Annotated in this window: 18 protein-coding genes; 10 read left to right on the top strand and 8 right to left on the bottom strand. The window is 47.1% G+C overall.

Annotated features, from left to right (window positions below):
• Positions 1 to 18: 18 nt before the first annotated feature.
• The gene (locus tag ACSF8W_RS22965; protein ID WP_500849414.1) at positions 19 to 3,615 is read right to left on the bottom strand and encodes an intermembrane phospholipid transport protein YdbH family protein; all 3,597 of its coding nucleotides are present in this window, start codon (positions 3,613 to 3,615) and stop codon (positions 19 to 21) included.
• Between the two features lie 221 nt (positions 3,616 to 3,836).
• Positions 3,837 to 4,193 carry a hypothetical protein gene (locus ACSF8W_RS22960; protein WP_500849413.1) on the bottom strand — a complete coding sequence of 119 codons (357 nt, stop codon included), beginning with the start codon at positions 4,191 to 4,193 and terminating at the stop codon, positions 3,837 to 3,839.
• Positions 4,194 to 4,648: 455 nt separating this feature from the next.
• Between ACSF8W_RS22960 and ACSF8W_RS22955 the strand changes: the two genes are divergently transcribed.
• Positions 4,649 to 5,554 (top strand): LysR family transcriptional regulator, encoded by a 906-nt coding sequence (locus tag ACSF8W_RS22955; protein ID WP_500849412.1) that lies wholly within the window; start codon positions 4,649 to 4,651, stop codon positions 5,552 to 5,554.
• 205 nt (positions 5,555 to 5,759) lie between these two features.
• Here ACSF8W_RS22955 and ACSF8W_RS22950 read toward each other — a convergent pair whose 3' ends face one another.
• The 3 genes from ACSF8W_RS22950 to ACSF8W_RS22940 all read right to left on the bottom strand — a co-directional run bounded on the left by ACSF8W_RS22950 (position 5,760) and on the right by ACSF8W_RS22940 (position 9,650).
• Positions 5,760 to 6,062 (bottom strand): hypothetical protein, encoded by a 303-nt coding sequence (locus ACSF8W_RS22950; protein ID WP_500849411.1) that lies wholly within the window; start codon positions 6,060 to 6,062, stop codon positions 5,760 to 5,762.
• An 81-nt stretch (positions 6,063 to 6,143) separates the two neighbouring features.
• Positions 6,144 to 8,864 carry a bifunctional acetate--CoA ligase family protein/GNAT family N-acetyltransferase gene (locus ACSF8W_RS22945; RefSeq protein ID WP_500849410.1) on the bottom strand — a complete coding sequence of 907 codons (2,721 nt, stop codon included), beginning with the start codon at positions 8,862 to 8,864 and terminating at the stop codon, positions 6,144 to 6,146.
• A 276-nt stretch (positions 8,865 to 9,140) separates the two neighbouring features.
• On the bottom strand, positions 9,141 to 9,650 hold the full coding sequence (locus tag ACSF8W_RS22940) for a DUF2301 domain-containing membrane protein (protein ID WP_500849409.1): 510 nt from the start codon (positions 9,648 to 9,650) through the stop codon (positions 9,141 to 9,143).
• Positions 9,651 to 9,801: 151 nt separating this feature from the next.
• On the opposite strand from ACSF8W_RS22940, the gene ACSF8W_RS22935 reads away from it, so the two are divergent.
• The 6 genes from ACSF8W_RS22935 to ACSF8W_RS22910 all read left to right on the top strand — a co-directional run bounded on the left by ACSF8W_RS22935 (position 9,802) and on the right by ACSF8W_RS22910 (position 14,340).
• On the top strand, positions 9,802 to 10,368 hold the full coding sequence (locus ACSF8W_RS22935) for an SPOR domain-containing protein (protein ID WP_500849408.1): 567 nt from the start codon (positions 9,802 to 9,804) through the stop codon (positions 10,366 to 10,368).
• Between the two features lie 227 nt (positions 10,369 to 10,595).
• A complete protein-coding gene (locus ACSF8W_RS22930) occupies positions 10,596 to 10,925 on the top strand; it encodes an ArsR/SmtB family transcription factor (protein ID WP_500849407.1) in 330 nt (109 codons plus the stop codon).
• Between the two features lie 93 nt (positions 10,926 to 11,018).
• Positions 11,019 to 12,056 carry an ACR3 family arsenite efflux transporter gene (gene arsB, locus ACSF8W_RS22925; protein ID WP_500849406.1) on the top strand — a complete coding sequence of 346 codons (1,038 nt, stop codon included), beginning with the start codon at positions 11,019 to 11,021 and terminating at the stop codon, positions 12,054 to 12,056.
• A 359-nt stretch (positions 12,057 to 12,415) separates the two neighbouring features.
• Positions 12,416 to 13,408 carry a D-alanine--D-alanine ligase gene (locus ACSF8W_RS22920; RefSeq protein ID WP_500849405.1) on the top strand — a complete coding sequence of 331 codons (993 nt, stop codon included), beginning with the start codon at positions 12,416 to 12,418 and terminating at the stop codon, positions 13,406 to 13,408.
• Between the two features lie 115 nt (positions 13,409 to 13,523).
• Positions 13,524 to 13,712, top strand: coding sequence for a YhfG family protein (locus ACSF8W_RS22915; RefSeq protein ID WP_500849404.1), 189 nt, complete (start codon positions 13,524 to 13,526; stop codon positions 13,710 to 13,712).
• On the top strand, positions 13,702 to 14,340 hold the full coding sequence (locus ACSF8W_RS22910; RefSeq protein ID WP_500849403.1) for a putative adenosine monophosphate-protein transferase Fic: 639 nt from the start codon (positions 13,702 to 13,704) through the stop codon (positions 14,338 to 14,340). The genes ACSF8W_RS22915 and ACSF8W_RS22910 overlap by 11 nt, the downstream gene beginning before the upstream one ends.
• A 137-nt stretch (positions 14,341 to 14,477) precedes the next feature.
• Here ACSF8W_RS22910 and ACSF8W_RS22905 read toward each other — a convergent pair whose 3' ends face one another.
• Positions 14,478 to 15,449 carry a tyrosine-type recombinase/integrase gene (locus tag ACSF8W_RS22905; protein WP_500849402.1) on the bottom strand — a complete coding sequence of 324 codons (972 nt, stop codon included), beginning with the start codon at positions 15,447 to 15,449 and terminating at the stop codon, positions 14,478 to 14,480.
• A 184-nt stretch (positions 15,450 to 15,633) separates the two neighbouring features.
• Here ACSF8W_RS22905 and ACSF8W_RS22900 point away from each other — a divergent pair, with 184 nt between their 5' ends.
• Positions 15,634 to 15,987, top strand: coding sequence for a DUF3319 domain-containing protein (locus ACSF8W_RS22900; protein ID WP_500849401.1), 354 nt, complete (start codon positions 15,634 to 15,636; stop codon positions 15,985 to 15,987).
• A 49-nt stretch (positions 15,988 to 16,036) separates the two neighbouring features.
• Here ACSF8W_RS22900 and ACSF8W_RS22895 read toward each other — a convergent pair whose 3' ends face one another.
• Both ACSF8W_RS22895 and ACSF8W_RS22890 read right to left on the bottom strand, forming a co-directional pair.
• The gene (locus tag ACSF8W_RS22895; protein ID WP_500849400.1) at positions 16,037 to 16,546 is read right to left on the bottom strand and encodes an ATP-dependent zinc protease family protein; all 510 of its coding nucleotides are present in this window, start codon (positions 16,544 to 16,546) and stop codon (positions 16,037 to 16,039) included.
• Between the two features lie 95 nt (positions 16,547 to 16,641).
• On the bottom strand, positions 16,642 to 17,247 hold the full coding sequence (locus ACSF8W_RS22890; RefSeq protein ID WP_500849399.1) for an HAD family hydrolase: 606 nt from the start codon (positions 17,245 to 17,247) through the stop codon (positions 16,642 to 16,644).
• A gap of 116 nt (positions 17,248 to 17,363) precedes the next feature.
• Between ACSF8W_RS22890 and yciH the strand changes: the two genes are divergently transcribed.
• Together yciH and ACSF8W_RS22880 are read left to right on the top strand one after the other, a co-directional pair.
• Positions 17,364 to 17,687, top strand: a complete 324-nt coding sequence (gene yciH, locus ACSF8W_RS22885) for a stress response translation initiation inhibitor YciH (protein ID WP_500849398.1) — start codon at positions 17,364 to 17,366, stop codon at positions 17,685 to 17,687.
• Between the two features lie 220 nt (positions 17,688 to 17,907).
• Positions 17,908 to 18,873, top strand: coding sequence for an alpha/beta hydrolase (locus tag ACSF8W_RS22880; protein ID WP_500849397.1), 966 nt, complete (start codon positions 17,908 to 17,910; stop codon positions 18,871 to 18,873).
• The last annotated feature ends 460 nt before the right edge of the window (positions 18,874 to 19,333 follow it).

The raw sequence follows: 19,333 nt of genomic DNA, 5'->3' as shown, positions 1-19,333 counted from the left end.
AAATACAAGCGCAAAATGCTACTCATCCACACCCATCTGCTTTAAAAACAACGCTTCCAGCTTTGATGAATCTATCATGTTCAAGGTTTTTATAAGTGCTGGAATATTTTCTTGGAGACTCAGGTTGACGTTGACTTGCCGACCCGCGAGTACATCAGGATTGTGCCCTTTAAATGCGGCCTTCGTCCTCATTTCTCCTTCTTTAGAGTAGTCTAGATGAACCGACAGCGTGCGGTAGTTATAATTTTTGAGAATCTTTCCCACAACCAGTAAGTTCTGTTCACCCGCAGCTTCAATGTTTTTGGCGATAGCCGACTCTTCTTTGTATTTTACTATGCCCCCCGGATAACGGGCATGGAGCGTACCGCGTTCGATCACCGGTTTTCCATCCTGAAACGACAAGGGGAGCTGCCCATCCACAATCCCGGTCATCACAATATCGTTCGCCTCAAGTGAGGCGATCAATTGGTCGAGGTGTATCCCTTGCACGATCACGGGCACCGAAGGGATATTCATGATGCTGTCACTGCTAACATCGTGCAGACTCACGCTGCCTCCGAGCATGTAGGCATTTGCACGGTATAAGCGATACGCCGAACGAGACGTATCGAACGAGAGGTTGGCATACAGGTTCTCCAAGAGGATCCCTGCATGCAGATAGCCCACTTTTAGCCCGATGGGTTGCAGGGAACGCATGCCTTGTGGCGTCACCTCACTGGTCATCGCCAGATTCAGATCCGCAAAGTGCACGTTATCCACATAGCCGCTCAAATTGTGGGTAAACACCCCGAACCGCACTTGCCAATTGGGCTTGGCAGACGGGCGATACTGAATGCGCGCATCAAAACTGATCTTGCCAGCATGCAGGTCATAATTTACCGGTAGATGCGGTAAGTAGAATTTCTTCAGCGATTGCTTGGTCGAAAAGTGAATCTCATTACGGTGTAACGTTATGTCGGCGTTGTTGCGCTGCCAATTGTAGCGGGCGCTGAAGTGCAGTAAGTCGGTACGCGGTCTATGTGTGCTACTACTCGTACTATTACCGGACCTAGTCCGCGCTGAATCAGTATGACGATGCCCCTTATAGCGGTGACTAAACAGCGTGCCATCCAGAACCACGTGGTGGTGATTCAGTGTGGCATTCCCTTCAGTCTGCAAGGTGGGTAAACGTTGTTTGTTTTGAGAGAGCGTCAGTTTGATGTGGTACGCACTGTGCAGGGTAAATGAGCCGGTGTGAGATCGGGGGAGAGTGAACAGTATATCCGACAAGGTCAGAGCAAGTTGCCCCGTATAGTGCTGCACGGGAAGCTGTGCGTTTGTGGTCGTGCGACGAATGGCTTGAATCTGCTTGTCTGAGTCATCGTCATCACTGATCACTTGTTTAGCCGATAACATTGCTTTAATGGCCAGTGGCTGGTGGGCCAATGTGACGGAGACGTTGGCTTGCTTAGGCTTTGCATCGGTCAGCACCGACAATTGCAGCTGTTTAGCATCAATCTGGATGTTATCTGCTTTGGCTTCTACCCAGCGTCCCCCTTGTTGGATTTGCGCCTTTTCAATCTGTAAGCGGGTATTGTGCCATTCAGTATACAGCCCTTGTGGCGTCCAATGGCCTTTCAAGGTGGTATCAAGCGTGATGTTGTCTAATGACGCGCTAGGACTTGGATAGAGGGCTCGTACTTGCCCGTGAATTGCGGATTCTAAATGACACTCTGGTGGTTTGTGGTTGTCGGCGGCTTTTATCGGCATTGCTATTGCCATGGGTATCGGCATATTACAGTGCAATGCTGTGATGTTGATGCCTAGCTGGTTATCGACGTGGTCAGCGGTTTGCGTGCCGGTCTGGGAGGGCAACGTGGAGACGGTGAAGGCTTCAGGTGCTGGTTTCAAGTTAATCGTGAGTCGCCCTTGCTGGGCTTGAACGTGATGGGCTTGAACGTGATCTTGTTGATAATGTACGGTAAAGGCCAAAGTGCGATCGGTCTTGATAGCAAACCGAGACGGTGTGTTAGATTGGCCTTGAGCGTTGGCTTGGTTTTGAGTGCGGTCTGACAGGGAGCGGCTAAATAATCGTTCAGGCAGCAATTGTGACGGAAGGTGTAGCTGCATATGGGCGGGCAGGGTCAATTGAAGCGTATACCGGGCTTCTTTAATGGTGGTGTTTTCTGTCTTATTGGTATGGGCTGTGCCATTGCCATTGCCATTGCCATTGCCATTGCCATTACGGCGGACGGGGGTATCGATGCGAACAGCCGTTTGTGTCGCTGTCAGCGAGATGGGGGCATTGAGGATCACATTCGGCATCGCTGCGAGTTGAAACTTATCGGTAATGTCTTTGGTTTGTTTAATGTCCGCGTTGCATGACAGCTGTTTCGGCAACGGGCTGGTAAAACTGACCTCCGCCTCACAGTGCACCGTATTACCCTTCGGGCCGGTTGCTGATCCCGCAACATGCGCGTGTACGGCATCACGGTGTTTCACTAGTACGTTAATGCGATAGGGATTGGGCCACAACGCGTTGCCTTTGATGTGTAAGCGCGCCTTACGGTCGGGCTTGTTCATGCGAAAATGCGGCGTTTCAATTACCACCTTGGATTGCAGCAATAAGTGCCCATAAGTGAATTGCGCGATTTTGACTTTCCGCAGCGGAAGTTGTGCAAGGTGCGCAATGGTTTGGCCAAGATGCATCCCTTGATGGCGGGCATCCGGTGTTTCGATGAAGGTCGGCAGGTGCATAGGTTGATCCAGCACCAGTGATTTAGCTGTGATCTTCATGGTTGCGATGGGTTGCTTGATATTCATCCGTAGCGTTATATCTTCGCCATATTGTGCAAAACCACGGATAACGGTCGGCCATTGCGGCTCAATGCGCGTGAGGTGAACGACAAGTGGCGTGTCATGCGCCTGCCAACTGAGTGAAAATTGTCCGGTTTGTACGGCAATCGGATACCGGTTGTGTGCAGTATCTTGCGGAAAGAACAGATCAAGTTGCCCCCCTTTGGTCGTCCCTGTCAGTGTCACGAAGGGATCGGTTGTCAGCACCAGGTCAACATCATTCAGGATCTGGTCATAGTGCGGCTCGCTTTGCTTAGTTTCATTTTGCTCAGTTTCATTTTGTCCTGATAGGCGCAGCGCTATCTGTTGGCTATGCCCATTTAAGACATAGGGCGCATTCAGGTTAATTAGCCTTATCGAAGCGTCCGTGAGGGTTATAGATGCCACGTTAACGGGATCAAGCGTCTGATTAAGCGAAGGCGGCAACTGGATCTCAACACTTGGTGCATGTAATTGCCATGCCGCGCCGGAGATCGCGGAATTTTTGTCGATGGCACGCGTTAGCGACAGCTCATGTAAGGTAACGGTGTAATCATGAAGGGAGAAAGAAAGCGTCTGAATGTGAGACTGTTTGCCCAGTGAAACGCCAGACAGGGCATGAAGTTGTATCCCCATGGCGGCGAGCCAAAACGGCAAAACAATGACGGGAACCAGACAGATCACGACCATCAAAATGAGCGCATAGGCCATCATCCGGCGTTTTGGCTTACGACGGGGTTGCTTTATTGAAGGATTATCGGGTGTAGACGCTACGTTTTTATCTGTTGAGTCACTGTCCATGCATAACCGATAAGGCATTAAAAATAAGTCGGTATTTATCTTTAAGCATAATCGTTAGTGACTGAAAGCGGCAAAAAAAGGCCGGATTGCGACAGGACATAGTAAAATGTACGCGATCCGGCAGATTCCATGTGGGTTAGATCTTGTTATAAGAATTCAGATTTATAAGGGTATCAGTTCGAACGGGTAGATCGTTTAGGTGGCGCGTTTTACGGTATCACTTAACCGGCTAATGCCGGATCACGGGCTAGTGCATGTTGTGCATCCAGCGGTGAATAGGGGTGTGTAATGTGCTGTTGGTTTTCATGATTGAGTTGCACCATGGCATTACGTAACGCGGCATGTGCCACATCCACTTGATTCGTTTCTAATGCTTGCATGGCACGGAGCAGTTCTCGTTGGATACCGTTGATTTGCTTCGTGGCATGTTCGAGTTCAATGGCTTCAATTGAGGCGATTTTTGTCACGCGCTGCATTGATACTTGATTCGGCGCCACGCCGTGAGTGGCCATCAGTTGCGACGTGCACTGTTTGATATACGTCATGGTCTGCGTGAGTGACTGCGAAAGGTGTTCCATTTAACATTCCTTATTGCAACTTCTTACGTACAGCGTACTCACTGCAACGTGAAGCCTTCCATGGGTAAGATGAACATTCAACACGTCACCGATAACCGTCGCTATGTTGATGTTGTAAGGTATATTCTGGCTGTTTCAGCGCTTATGCTATGAATCTAGTGGAATGTCTAAAACGGAATATTGGCATAGATCAATTTCCCGTGAATCTTTTTGTTCACTAGCCATAACGTAGTCATTAATATGATTAAGTTATCATGTTGGTGTGAAAATCCTCGGGGTAGTACAAGAGATTGTGAATATAAATTCTGTAGCGTGAATAAGACGTGTTATGACGAATTAATGTGTCTTTTGGTGAGGATTCGAGGTTCACGCAATGTTTGAACCACTTTTTGCTGATTTAGCATAGTTTTTCGTTATCATTGAACGGTTAACGCCGAATGCAGTTAGGAGAATACGTGAATAAGTTACTGTCTTTCGAAGCCCTGTTGGTGCTGGATGCCATAGAACGTCGAGGCAGTTTTGCCGCTGCCGCCGAGGAATTGGGCAGAGCCCCGTCATCATTAAGTTATCAGGTGCAAAAGCTGGAACAAGATTTGGATTTGGTGATTTTTGACAGGTCTGGGCATCGCGCCGTCTTTACTAAAGCTGGACAGTTATTGCTGCAACGCGGACGTGCCTTATTGGCCGCAGCCGATGAAATGGTGGCAGATGCCAGTGCACTGGCACATGGTTGGGAATTGGAATTAACCATTGCTTACGATAGCCTGATCACGCTTGATCGTTTATTGCCGCTGGTGGAATCGTTGGCGAAACAAAGTAAAACCAAACTAAAATTAAAAGAAGAAGCTTTAGCCGGTACCTGGGAAGCGTTGGCACAAGATAGGGCGGATATCATTCTGGCTTCTTCTCAAACACTGTCGCAGCAAGATGTTAAAATCCAGCCTATTGGTCACGTTGATGTGGTTTGGGTTGCCCATCCTTCTCATCCTATCCATCAAGAAGCCAATCCACTTGAACCGGCAACACGTAAACAATATCGCAGTATTGCTGTGGCAGATACCGCCCGCAGTTTACCGCCGATCACGCATAATATTCTTGATGATCAACCGCTACTGACGTTATCGAGTATGCACGACAAGCTGGTGGCCTTGAAAGCCGGTTTGGGTGTCGCGACCTTACCTTATGCTTATGCGAAAAGCGCGATTGATCAAGGGGAACTGGCAATCATTGGTGAACAACCGGCCAATGAGGTAGAGATCGTGATGGCGTGGCATCGTGGACAAATGGGGAAAGCGAAAACTTGGTGTATTAAGCAATTGCCAATGCTATGGAAAAATAGTGATATTCGGCTGGGGGAGTAAATCAACGTGGCGAGAGTGTGAGTCCGTCTCGTTAGATTGCATCGTTATCAGGCGCCAACGGTGAATCGGCCCCTGATAACGGGATTGCAAAGGGTAAACTGAAAGCGCACGTTGTCTCGGCTGCATTGTTTCTATCGTATTGACTCGATTGAATTGTCCCGGACAGTGCAACGGCGAATACAGCGAGGCCTAATTCATGTCCCAGTCACAGCCGTGCGTACACTTTACGCATATGTGGGTCTGCTGACTCATCGCTGTGACGATAGCCTGGGGGATCATTCGCGAACACGTTATCATCGACGCATAGCGCTGATATTTCTTCAATACGGCAAACATCCCACGCCTGTGCTGATGGCACAAAGCTGTCTTCCGCTTGATAGCAACGCAATACGATATCCCCTTGTTCAGACTCGCCAATCGCGACCGGATGCGCAATTCGACTGACTCCGTTGTAGTTAAAGTGTATCTCTCTACGTCCATTAATTGCGGCAATAAGCGCTTTAATCATGATGATTCCCTATCAATTAAAAATATTTGGCCGAATCATAATATATTGCGCTTAAAAGAAGTGAGATCTATTGCATAGAAGTTACAACTCATGCGTTGATGTCTGTGTCGATTGCAAGGGCAGCAGCATCTCTACAACGCCATCTTCCATTTGAATATCAATCTGAAAGCCGACTTTTTGCGCTAACATGATCATGCCGCGATTAGCGGGCATCGTCATACCGGTCATGTATTTCAAGCCCGTCTTTTGACAATAGTGAATGATCTTGTTCATTAAAATACTGCCCAGCCCGATCCCTTTAAGATCGGAGCGCACTAAAATCGCAAACTCCGCTTCGGTATTATCCGGATCAGACAACGCGCGCGTGACGCCGATGATCGACGGCACGGATTGGCCTTGATCGTCAAGGATCGTCTCAACGGCGACAAACGCCATCTCACGGTCATAATCAATCTGGGTTAAATTCGCTAACGCTTCATGATTCAACTCGCCGACATCTGAAAAGAAACGCTTATAGAGATCATCGACGGAGACATGGGAAATGAAATCCGCATGCAGCGGTTCATCTTCCGGCAGGATAGGTCGCAGCAAGATTTCACGGCCATCTTTTAGCGTCACGTGTTCTTCAAACTCCTTCGGGTAAGGACGAATGGCTAAACGCGCGGCTTTGTTCCCTTTAAATGCTTGAATGGTCATTGACGCGTCAATCACGGTCATATCATCGCCAGAGGCCAGCAAAGGATGAATATCAAAGGTTTTGATTTCGGGGCAATCAATGATCAGCTGTGACATTTTGACTAATAGCTTACATAACGCGTGTATATCGAGTCCTTCAGGACGATTTCGCTGGTGGATTTTGCCGGTTTTGATGGCGTTGATCACCATGTAGCGCGCTAGCGCCATATTTAAAGGCGGAATGGCAACCGCGGCATCTTTATGAATGGTCCATTCTGCGGTGTCTTCGCCGAGTAAGATCACGGGGCCGAAAATGGCATCGTGATGAACGGAAATCCGTAGCTCCTGTGCGCCGGTCCGTTTGGCCATGCGTTGAACCAGTAGGCCATCCACTTTTGCCCCTGGGTATTCCAGCGATACGCGATCTAAAATGGCTTGTGCGCTGTTGGCCACTTCGTCGGCACTGCGCAGGTGCAGCATAACTCCATGTACTTCGGATTTATGTGGAATGTCTGGCGAACGCAATTTAACGGCTACGGGATAGCCAATTTGGTTGGCAATGTGTGCCGCTTCGGCAGGATCACTGGCTATCCAAGTGGGCAAGGTCGTGAAGCCATAGCTTTCCAGCACCGGACGCATTTCATGGGTTTCTAGCTGGTGGATCCCCTGCGCCAGCAAATGATTAAGGATGTCATGCACATGGCGTGGATTGGCTTGGATTTCGCCAAAAGACACCGGTGTTTCCATTAACTGCTTCTGGTTACGGCGGTACTCGACCAAATGCATGAACGCAGAGACCGCACTTTCCGGAGTACGATAAGCGGGATAGCCCGCTTCGGTGAAAATTTTACGTGACTGAATCGCCTCGTCCTCGCCCGCCCAGTTGGTCAAAATATTGAATTTTCGGCTACGGGGGTGCTGCTTAATGACTTCCGTTAGTCGTTGTGCAGTCGCGTTGCCGGGCGCAATGGCTGACGGCGAGTGCATGATCAATAAGGCGTCGAAATCATCGCTGTCGAGCAATATCTTGACCGCTTGCTCGTAACGCTGAATGTCCGCATCCCCAATGATGTCGATAGGGTTTGCTTGTGACCAACATGACGGCAAAACGGCCGACAGTTTGGCGAGGGTATCCACGCTGAGTGTCGCCAGTTTGCCACCGCGATCCGATAACGCATCCACGGCCATGATCGCAGGGCCACCGCCGTTGGTTAAAATGGCTAAACGTTCACCGCGTAACGGCACAGAATGTGCCAGTGTTTCCACTGCCGCAAACAGTTCGTGAGTATTGTTTACGCGTAACATCCCTGAACGGCGAATGGCAGCATCGTACACCGCATCTAATCCCGCAGGGCCACCGGTGTGCAGCATGGCGGCGGCGCTGCCAGGTTGTGTACGGCCACTTTTTACCACCAAAATACGGCGGTTTCGTGCGGCGGCGCGTGCGGCAGACATAAAGCGGCGCGCATCTTTTACGGAATCGATATACAGCAGAATGGCTTCGGTTTTGCTGTCTCGGCACAGCGTATCCAGCAGTTCTGCAAAGTTGATGTCACAGGCATCCCCAATAGATAAGAAAGTGGAAAAACCAATGCTTTTGTTTTTTGCCCAATCGAGAATGGTGGTGCATACAGCCGCAGACTGGGAGATAAAAGCGATATTGCCTTTATTGGCGGCAATCGGTGAGAACGAGGCATTCAAGTTAAGCCAAGGCAGAATCAAGCCCATGCTATTGGGGCCGACAATGCGCATGTTATAGCGTTGCGCCATAGCAAACAGGCGATCTTCTTCTGTGCTGCCATCCTCATGAATAATCTGGGTCATGCCGGCGGCCAATATGATCGCGACTTTTACGCCTTTCTTGCCCAGTTGTTCAATGATGTCGACATTGCGTGAGGCATGGGTACACACAATGGCCAAATCCGGCACCCGCGGTAGGCTATCAATGGTGGGATAGGCGAGCACACCAGCAACGGCATCATACTTAGGGGTAACGGGCATAATGGGTCCACGGAAAGAACCGGATAACAAATTTCTGATCACCACATTTCCCGCACGCGACGGATTATCAGAGGCGCCAATCACAGTGATCGATTGCGGTTTGAGCAGTTTATCTAATCCTTCCATGGCACAACTCTCTTATTTGGTTGGCAAGTAGCCAACGCGAAAATGTGGATTAAAGATGAGTGTAACGAAACGGTTAGCGGGTGTCTGACTGGGGTGCGGGAGGTGTGATCAACGGCAAGGTATCCTGACCAGAATGAGAAAGTGCTGATTGAGGTGCTGATTGTGTTGTTGATTGAGGGGGCGTTTTAATCAGGATGGCATCTGTGGGTAGATACGTTAACGTCCGTGTTAACGTCCAGGTCAACGTCATTGAATCAAATCAATGAAGCATATGGTTTAAATCTGATAGCGGGATTTATCGCCAATATCGTAATGCAGTGGCATGCGCCATTTAGAGAAGGCGGCCACCGCCAGTAAAATCGCCCCCGTCATGCTGAATGCAATACTGATTTGATCTTGCCCGAATACGGTACAGAACCAAAAGCCTGCTAGCGCCAAGGGTGTCAGTAATAACGCTTTAATTTGGAAACAAAAATACTCTTTAATCGATAAAGCACTGAAAGCAAACAAGGCGGCGCCTAATGCCAGTGGTTGCCATAAACCCAGTAATTGCCACACCGTCGCAAATAAGGCGCTGCCTAAAATCAACCAGCGAAAGCGTTTATCGTAAATGTGGACCGTGGTGGTTGCCAGCAGGGCGGCAATCACTAAACCCAGTGTGGCAATGTGTTGTTCCCACGCCACGATAGACATGATACCAGCCGAGGCGGTAAGCGCAGAGCGGTAGAGAATGACGGTGAGTTTGTCTAATCCGTCAAGCTCACTCTGAATATGAGGATCGGCCATGAATAGCTCCATGAATGTAAATGTAGGGGGGTATTTTACGCGCTTTTGCTGTGACAGAGGACAGAGAGTTATTGATCTATCTTAAACTTAGGGTTGAATGGGTTAAAAACCAACGGCATTATGTGTGCAAAATTTATATGGCAGAGTCAAAATGAAAAAAATCGCCGTATTCGCTGCTGTAGCGATACTTTCCGGGTGTGCAACGGAATCTGGAAATACTGAATTGGTCACCTCTTCAGCACAAGAGCAATATCAAACAGAGCCCTCGTTTGTTTTTGAAAAAGATCCGTTAAAAGAAACGACCACGGTTGCTGTGGTGGAAGAGACGATTGTCACTGAATCAGTGGTGATTGATCCCGTTCAAGATAAAGAAACGGTGGTGATCACCGCGCCTACGGATGAAAAGCCCGTTATCTATAAATACGCGAAGAAGGCCGTTGACGGTTACACCATTCAGGTGTTGGCGGGGACGCACGACCGCGGTTTTAATCAATATGTAAAGCGTCTACCAGCCGAGCAACCGGTGTGGGTCAATGAAAAAAACCTGAACGGTTCCCCGTGGTACACCTTGCTGTTTGGTCAATATGAAAGCAAAGATGCCGCGCGCCAAGCATTGAAAGCGTTGCCACAAGAGATCAAAGATTTTGGTCCCTTCATTCGTGACTTACGCCAAATCAAAACCTCGCAGTATCCAAAACTGACGCAAGTGAACGGCTAACACCGATAGCGCAATTGTGCCTTCTGGTACCGATTCACTACCGGCGACGTATTGCTTGAATGGCGCTCGCGCCGTTACCGTGTCACGTAATGTAAGCAGCCCAAGGCTGCTTTTTTTGCCTTATTTATTTCTAAGTTTCTAGAAATACCTTTTTATCGCTTGATCATTTCAAGAGTTCTTGTAGTATTGAAATAACAGCGTAGTTACCTATACGGAATGTTTTAAAGATGAACAGCGATCAAGCGACACGTATTTTTGATTCACTTTCTTCCGGTGTTCGCCTCGATATTTGGCGTTTACTGGTAAAAGCCGGCCACGAAGGGCGCGTAGCGGGGGAAATGGCGACCGCGTTAGAGGTTGCCCCCAATGCACTTTCTTTCCATTTGAAAGCCATGTTGCATGCTGATTTGGTGTCGGTGGAACAACAAGGGAGATATCAGCGTTATCGCGCCAATATACCGATGATGATGGATTTGATCGGCTACATGACAGAAGCCTGCTGTGGCGATGATACCTCGGCAGCGTGCCATCCAAGCCAACTCATGCCGCGTTGCTAAAGGAACGTTTCGGTAAAACGATCGAGCAGCGCGATAACACGCATTAGAACCACAATAAAAATTCACAAAACAGAATGATAGAGAGGAGCTAACATGGGCATTTTTGAACGCTATCTCAGTGTATGGGTAGGCATCGGTATGGTACTTGGCCTTGCTGGCGGGGTCATGTTTCCAGAGGTATTTACGTTTTTAGGTGAACTGCAATACGCGCAAATCAACATGATGATCGCCGTACTGATTTGGCTGATGATCTACCCGATGATGATGCAAATTGACTTCGGCGCGATCAAGAAAATACATCAGCGCCCGAAAGGCATCGTGATCACGATTGTTGTGAACTGGTTGATAAAGCCGTTCACGATGGCGCTGTTGGCCGTTTTCTTTATTCGCTACCTGTTTGGCCCTTGGATCTCACCCTCATTGGGGGATGAATACATCGCCGGTATGATTTTGTTGGGGGTTGCACCGTGTACGGCAATGGTTTTTGTGTGGAGTCAGTTGACCAAAGGGGATGCGAACTACACCTTGGTACAAGTGGCCGTGAATGACCTGATCATGGTTGTGGCGTTTGCGCCGATTGCGGCTTTTCTGTTGGGCGTCACCGAAGTGATGGTGCCATGGGATACCTTGCTACTATCGGTCACCTTGTTTGTGGTTATTCCACTGGTCGCGGGTGTGTTAACCCGTATGTTGGTGAAAAACCGTGATGCCGATAAGCAGCAAGCCACGCTTGATCACTTATCAAAAAACATGAAGCCGCTTTCCATCATGGGCTTAGTGGGTACGGTGATCCTTTTATTCGGTTTCCAGGCTGAGAAAATCATCAGTAACCCTGTGGATATTGTGCTAATTGCCATCCCATTGTTGATTCAAACGTATCTGATTTTTGCCGTGACGTATATTTGGATGCGTAAATCGAAGCAGCCACACCGTGTTGCGGCTCCGGGAGCGATGATTGGTGCCTCGAATTTCTTTGAGTTAGCCGTGGCTGTTGCCATCAGTTTATTCGGTATTCATTCAGGTGCAGCATTAGCAACGGTTGTAGGGGTATTGGTTGAGGTGCCTGTTATGCTGTCTTTGGTGGCTTATGCAAACAAAACCAAGCATCAGTTTGCCGCTGAAACTGCATAATTATTTAATAAAGTCATAACAGCTGGCTTGCATTGTGGGTATGTGGTTGCTTTAATGAATCAATATTCACAATGTGAGCCTTTTGTTTAATGGGCCTTTCGCAAGGAAGAAAATACAGCCAGCGTATCGCGGAGGGTGAAAAATGCATTGCTGTTGGATAATTAGCCTTATTCGATCCTTTTAAACAAAAGATATCACTATTGAGTGAGATATAAGGTGCAATAGCGCCCTTTTTTTTATTACTATTAGGGCAGATTTATTTTGTCTCTTACGCGCCATTTTTGCTATCGGCAGTACCGGACAAAATTGCACCAGAATTCTGCTGGCTAGGTTGCCAGTAACGATAACAAGGGATGATAATGAGCTCAATCCACGTATTACTACTCTGTGGCGGCGGCAGCGCCGAACACGAAGTTTCTCTCGTTTCCGCAAACTACATTGAGCAAAAGCTCCAACAGATTGAAGACATCACCTACACCCGCATTGAAATGAAGGTCGATGGTTGGTTCAATGCTGACAACCAACCGTGTCAGCTGAACTTGGATCGCACGCTACAAGTGGGTGATGACAAGTTCACCGTTGATTACGTGATCCCATGTGTACACGGTTTCCCAGGTGAAACGGGCGATCTGCAATCATTCCTTGATATGGCAAAACTGCCGTACTTAGGTTGTGGTGCAGAAGCGAGCACCAATTGCTTCAACAAGATCACCACCAAGCTGTGGTTTGATGCGCTAGGTATCCCGAATACCCCGTATGTTTTCCTGAGCGAAAACACCGACGCTGCACACGAACAAGCAGAAGCGGCATTGGCTAAGTGGGGCATCGTCTTCATCAAAGCGGCTTGCCAAGGCTCTTCGGTTGGTTGTTACCGTGTCACGAACAAAGACGAATTGACCAAAGCGGTTAACGACGCATTCGGTTATTCCGATCAAGTGTTGATTGAAAAAGCGATTAAGCCACGTGAGCTTGAAATTGCCGCTTACCAGTACGGTGATGAATTGGTAATTACCAATCCGGGCGAAGTGACATGCCCAGACGATCAATTCTACACTTACGAAGAAAAATACAGCGCAGCCAGCCATTCCACGACGGTTGTTGAAGCAAGCAATGTGACAGAAGCGCAAGTGAATGCGATGCGTGAATACGCCCGCAAGGCCTTCGTACACATGAAGCTGAAAGACTTGTCGCGTATTGACTTCTTCTTGAGTGAAGACAATGAGATTCTGCTGAATGAAATCAATACCTTCCCAGGTATGACGCCGATTTCCATGTTCCCGAAAATGCTGGAACATCATGGCCACGATTTCAAAGCGTTCATTGAAAGCGCGATTAAAACCGCAGTAAAATAAACATCACGATAATGAGAAAACCGAGCCCGCCTCGGTTTTTTTTCATCCCAATAAAACAGAAGCGTTATACTGTGTATAGTTTGCTTCATTGTGTATCGACGGGGGTGTCAGTCGCATGAAAAATGGTAACGCACTGACCAATGAAGAGAAGCAACAACGCTTTAAACAGTTACAAAGTCGCAATTACATTGCCAGTATGCGACTGGAGGGGATTCATTGGGTAGAGGCCACACCACAGCATAACCCCAAGAACCTATCGGAAGCGGAACAAATTGCAGAGTTGAAATCACACTATGCCCGATAAATACGATGTTCACCAAGATCCAGACTGTTATCCCGACAGTGATGTGTTAGTTAACCTGCTTGGCATCATGGATAACGCACAACTTGAAGCCGCAGAGCGAGATTTCACCCGTGTGCGTGCTGAACATTTTATCCCGCAATTTGATAACGTCACATTGGCGTATCTGCAAGACATTCATTTTACCTTGTTTCAAGATCTCTACCTTTGGGCAGGGAAACTTCGTCAGGTTGATATCACGAAAGGGCAAACCCGTTTCTGTCACTGGGCGAATATCGATAAAGAAAGCACCAAGCTATTAAACGCCCTCGCGGATGAAGGCCATTTACAGGGTTTACCGTTAGCGGATTTCATTCAACGTATCGCCCATTATTACTGTGAGGTGAACGTGATACACCCATTCCGCGAAGGCAACGGACGTGTACAGCGCATATTTTTTGAAGTATTGGCCATTAATGCCGGTTATGAAATCTGCTGGGAAGGCATTCATTTGCAAGAATGGGTTGATGCGAATCAAGCAGGCTATTTTGGTGATTTAGCGCCTTTGGAAGGATTGTTTTCCCGGATTACGGTGCCTATTGATCGTGAGAAGGGCTATGACGCACATTGGAATGATGCCCCCACGGAGTAAGAATTATCACGCACTAATGCACTATAATTAAATATCTGTAGGTGGAATAAAACCATCAATCCGCACCATTTAACAGGGCTACCACACAGACCGTTGATGAACGACTGACAAATAGCCCATAAATGCAGGAGGGGGAATTACTTTTCCCACGGTGTCGGTTTAATATATTTCGCCACTTCCTTCTCATGACGGTCTGTGTTCCCGACATATTGTGCAGGCATCGCAGGGCTTTTCCAACGGCCTTGTTCTTGAATCTCGATAATCGACAAACCCGCATCAGAGAGATCTTTTGCAGCGCCCACACGAGGGGATTGGCCGGAGAAAATGTCCGCTTTTGCCATGCCGAGTTCATCACTTGCGCGGCGGAAGACACGGTAAATAGAGGAGTGGTCAAGGGGATTGCTGCCTATGTTACCGTGGCGATCAATGCGGCGATAAACAAACCCCTCATGGATCATGCCGATAACTAGCCAACGTTGCAAAGCCTTTGATGCCACAGCACTGAGTGCAATGGTATTCGGTCCGACGATGATATCGATCAGCCCGTTCGGGTGCATAACCACATCGTCAATGGTGAGCGCCGCCAATTCACTGCGCTTGAGCATGGCTTCAAACATCACTGCCCAAATAGCCATGTCGCGGACATCTTTGGCTTTGGTTGAAAGGGCGTAGCTTTCGAGTAAGGTCTGTAAATGTTCATCTCGAAAAGCGGCAGCATTTTGTGCATCATCGTGTTTTTCAAATTGCTGTTTTTTCATCGCTAAACGGATTTCAGTTTTCGCACAAGGGTCAGGCAGAGCATGACAGCGGTGCACTAATGATACTGTGACAATGTAACGTTTTAGACTGGCCAGTTTTCGCGTCTCAGACATCTTTTCAATGTAACGGTGAACGGTTTCAGCATTAGCAGGCAAGGCGGGCACTTTACAGTCGGCGCAAAACGCGATAAATGCATTCCAATCATTCGTGAATGAAATCACCGTATTCTTGGCATATTGATGACGGGTTAACTCAGCCATTGAATCAAAAGACGGCAATGGTTTGTTGAAGTGTTCCAGACTGATATCACGGAGATATTCATCGTCTATTGGGGCAATCTTCTTCGTCATCTGTATTCCTAATGCATTATAATTTATTGTTTAGTTTAGCATAAACACTGACAGGTCAAATGAAAATGATAAAATTCGGGGGGCAATTAACAACTTTTTATGCCTTTTCACAGACAGACGGTGAAAATAATGATTAAATCATTAACAACAGGTCCTGAACAACAAGATACAAACAAGGTGTAGGATGAAAAAGAGGCTATTCCACAGAGGCCACCACATCGAGAACGTGACCAATACAGAAAACGGCTGGACAGCAGTGATTGAAGGGCGCTCAATTACGCATTCACTCTCGCTGGTTAAAAAAAGCATTGATTGGTGGTACGACATGAATACCTTCATGCCACCGGAAAAGTTGGTGACGACTGCCACGAAAAAAACACAACAACCACGGGTTATTGATTACAAAGGGTTCAAAATCCGCAATGACAGCGGTGAAGAGAATCAATGGTATGTCATGGCAGGAACACGCTTACTCAAAGGCAGTGCAGAAGCCATCAAAAAACATTTAGATGCCGCGCTAACGAAAACACGCAGATAATAAAAAACGCCAGGAAGGCGTTTTTTATGGTTACCACAAGCGAACCGCCTTAATCGGCATCATCTTCTTTGTCGACATCAACCAGATAATCACCGCTTAGCCAATTTCGGCCAATCAATAGCTTGTACTCTAACTTGCTGCGGTCACGCAGGTTCACGTTTACCGTTTTGTGTTCACCGTTCCAACCCAGATCCATCTTTACCGCGTAGCGGCGTTCAACACCTTGCGCGTTACGGATCTTACTTACTTTCACAATCTTGCCTTTGAACTTGGCTTCTTTGCCTTGCTCATTGTAAGACGTAAACTCAACCATATGACCAAGGTGATCACGCATATTCTCACTGTCGCTGTCTTCACCCAACACTTTGATGTCTTTAGCATGGATGGAGGTTGTCGCAGCGCCGGTATCGATACGCGCTAAGTAATCCATATCAAGTTCATACACCTTAATGGTTTCAACTTGACCGACAATCGATTTATCCCCATCGCAATCTGCCATCGCGACATTGATGTTAAATAGAGAAAGTAAAAACAGGGCAGGGATGAACAGTTTCTTCACGAAAACTCCTAGTCATCAGATTCAATGAAAACGCGAGACAGTATCTCAGCATCGCACTGAACGTTAGATGAATTACTGTGACATATCTAGAAATACTAGTTATTAATGAGAAAATTACGAATTTCCGCGCAACTTTTAACCGGCTCATTAAACACGTATCCCTGAAAGCCAACTTCTTTGGCCACTTGTATATTCAAGGCCTGATCGTCGATAAACAGCGATTGATCGGGCACGATTGAAAACCGCTCGACCATGATTTCAAAGATGGCCGTTTCCGGTTTGATCACCAGCTCTTTGCCTGAAACAAGGCCACCTTCAAACAGGGATTCAAGTTGATGCCGCTCATTCAAGTTTTCAAAGAAAGCGCTGCTCATGTTCGTTAAGTAGAACAGCTTAAAGCCGCGATCATTTAATTGATCAATCAAAGCCCGTGTTTCATCAATCATTATCAGGTTATCTAAGACATGATCGATAAAATCCTGCATGCGATTTTCGGTAAACTGCGTTCGGGCTGCGAACTTCGGGATGACTTCTGCCATCAACATGGTGCCACGGTCCAGCGACAACCAGTCAGGGTGTTGCAGCACTTCGCTGAGTAACAGTGCTTGTTCATCCGGCGAAGAGGTAAAACGTTTGACGATATTATTCGGTTGCCAATCAAACAATACCGCGCCAAAGTCAAATATCACGTTTCTAATCATGTGCGTTTCCGTTACAGTATTACTTATTAATAATTTTGGGTCAGGGAATCGGAAAATGAGACATTTGAAGAGCGTGCCTGACTCACAGATCCAAGAAAATTAACGAGATTTCTGCAATGAACGATAATAGCCGCTTAGTATTTTCAACAGAAACAGGCCGCATTAAAGAAGAAAAAGTCGCGCCGGCGCGTCCTCAAGGTGACGGCATTGTTCGCATTCAGCGTCAGACTAAAGGCCGTAAAGGCAAAGGCGTGTGCATCGTCACTGGTCTGGATATGGAAGACACCCAACTTAAACTGCTGGCCGCTGAACTGAAGAAAGTCTGCGGCTGCGGTGGTTCTGTAAAAGATGGCACAATTGAAATCCAAGGCGACAAGCGTGATGTCATCAAAGCAGCACTTGAGAAAAAAGGCCATACGGTGAAATTGGCGGGCGGCTAGCGCCCACTGCGCCTCATCGTTGATACAGCAAAAAGCCCGAATAATCTCGGGCTTTTTGTTATCTGAACAGTGTATAAAAGTAGGCTGGCACCGGGTTGTTACATGAATCAGAGAATATAACCACACTATGATTAACAAGTTTTCGTAAAAATTGAATCATGCAGGAACATTGATACGATGCTAGATAGGACAGTGTTATAATCAAAAGAGGATAAATGCTATGCAAAGGATTGCGGTGTTGCTATTTATGGTGTTCAACTTACTTGTCTGTACAGCAAGTTACGCCAGTCAGTCACGCACTCAGTTTCGTACAATTGATGCACCATCATTAGCTGATAATGTACTGAAAGCGCAAACCAAACAATCTCTCTACGTCTATTTACCTGCAAGTTACTTTACCTCTAATAAAAATTATCCTGTTGTCTACTATTTGCATGGTTTTCAAGGTGGGCCTTTTGAAGCACTGAATATTGCAGGAAAAAGGCTCGACGAGTACACCGTTAAAAATCAAATAAAAGAGATGATCATCGTTGGCGTCAATGGTGCAAACAAGTTTGGCGGGAGTTTTTATACCAACTCACCGGTAACCGGTAACTGGGAAGACTTTGTTACATCAGATGTCGTCACGTACGTCGATAATAATTTCAGAACTCTGGCTTCTGCAGAAAACAGAGGCATTGTCGGATTTTCGATGGGTGGATTTGCGGCTATCAATATTGCTTTCCTCCATCCTGATAAATTTCAACATCTATTCTCATTAAGCCCAGGACTATTTGATGCAAACGGCTTAACGAAAGCGGTTGCTCAATGGGGGGAGCAAAACTGGGCGCCGATTCTTGAAGCGTACGCAGCTGCATTTGCGCCTAATCCAAAAGGTACTGATGGCCGTTACTGGTATGACTGGGATCCAAAAAATCCTGCAGTTGTAAAAATGTGGGAGTCAGGCTTTGGGAACATTGATGAAAAAGTCGATGCCTACCTTCAGAAAAAAGAGAAGCTGTCTTCAATCTATGTAGAATACGGAAGTGAAGATACGTACCAGTGGATCCCAGAAGGAAGCAAATACCTCGTGGACACACTTAAAGCAAAAGGTGTAAAAGTCACGGCCCACGATCATGGAAGCGGTCACGTTTTAACATACCTTCAAGGTGAGCACATTATTCATTTTTTTGGTAACGCATTCTAATTGACCCGCAGCTCACCGCAGAGTTCATCACCGAGCTTATGGCTGGCTGCTGAATGTAAACAATGGCGCGTTTGAAATTCAAGGTGTGGAATAACGTGTGCGTGGAAAAGTCATTGACCGTCGATGATGAAAAACACCAAGCACGGTGTACAAACATCAGCGATTGGATTAAAGGAAAACAGTGAGTAATCCAAACGATGTCACACCAGTCTGTGTAATTAACTATTGGTATTGAAGCACCAGGCAAACTGACCATTTGCAGCCGGGCTAACATATCGATGTTAATTACCTATTTTATGGTAAATAGCCGCATACTGTTAAATGCAGCTCTCTTTAAATGTCATAAAAGCCAACCGATAGACGAGGGAAGTAGGTAAAGACTCAAACGTTAGGTAAACCCATGATAATCAACAATATCAGACATCCAATTTAACATAAGATAGATTATGCGCACCAAAGG

The sequence above is a fragment of the Photobacterium sp. 270122K genome, from assembly GCF_059941365.1.
Note: the sequence above shows the minus strand (reverse complement) of the source record. Positions and strands in the feature narration are given on the sequence as shown.